Source organism: Treponema sp. R80B11-R83G3, from assembly GCF_054786115.1.
This window is the reverse complement of the sequence record NZ_BDHF01000355.1, coordinates 1-751: the sequence shown is the minus strand read 5'-3', so window position 1 is coordinate 751 and position 751 is coordinate 1. Positions and strand designations below refer to the sequence as shown.

Annotated in this window: 1 protein-coding gene; it reads left to right on the top strand. The window is 44.6% G+C overall.

What is annotated here, in order from left to right; genetic code table 11:
* Nucleotides 1-751: helicase-related protein (locus tag ACYVRH_RS13825; RefSeq protein WP_461257465.1), on the top strand; the 751-nt coding region annotated here is incomplete at both ends.

Here is a 751-nt window from a genome sequence, read left to right as displayed (position 1 = left end):
CAGCGCGACATTAAACGCGTGGGTAAAAAATCTCGCGTGGGAATACACAAAGTCTCCGTTTGAAATTGATATAAAACCCGAGATAGTCACTGTCGAGGAAATCACGCAGGTTCTCTACCATGTTCCGTCGGGTGAAAAAATGACGCTCCTTCTTGGGATTTTAAAAAACGAACAGCCCGAAAGCGCGTTGATTTTTTGCAACACAAAAAAACATACCGAGATTGTCGCGAAGCGCCTTAAAATGAACGGTTACCATTGCGAATTTATAATCGGCGATCTGCCGCAGGTAAAACGGCTAAAAATTATCAGTGACTTAAAAGCCGGAAAAATAAAAACTCTTGTCGCTACCGATGTCGCGGCGCGCGGACTTGATATTGAAAGCCTTTCGATGGTTATAAATTACGATCTTCCCGTAGAAGCCGAAAATTATGTTCACCGTATCGGCAGGACGGCCCGCGCCGGGAAGACAGGCAAGGCGATTACCCTCGCAAGCGAGCAGGACGTATACGAGTTACCCGCCATTGAGCGTTATATCGGAAAAAAAATCCCGTCTGAAATAGCGATGCAGGAACATTATGATGATGACAAAAGCGCGGGCAAATTTATTTCAATTGATGTCTACGAAGGAGCGCGTACTAAAGAGGCAAAAACATCCGATACAAGACGCGATAAATTTAAACGCGATGAGTTTAAACGAGATGAGAAAAGAAAGCCCGCCGCAGCGCCTAAAACTCCGTTTAAGAAATTTAAT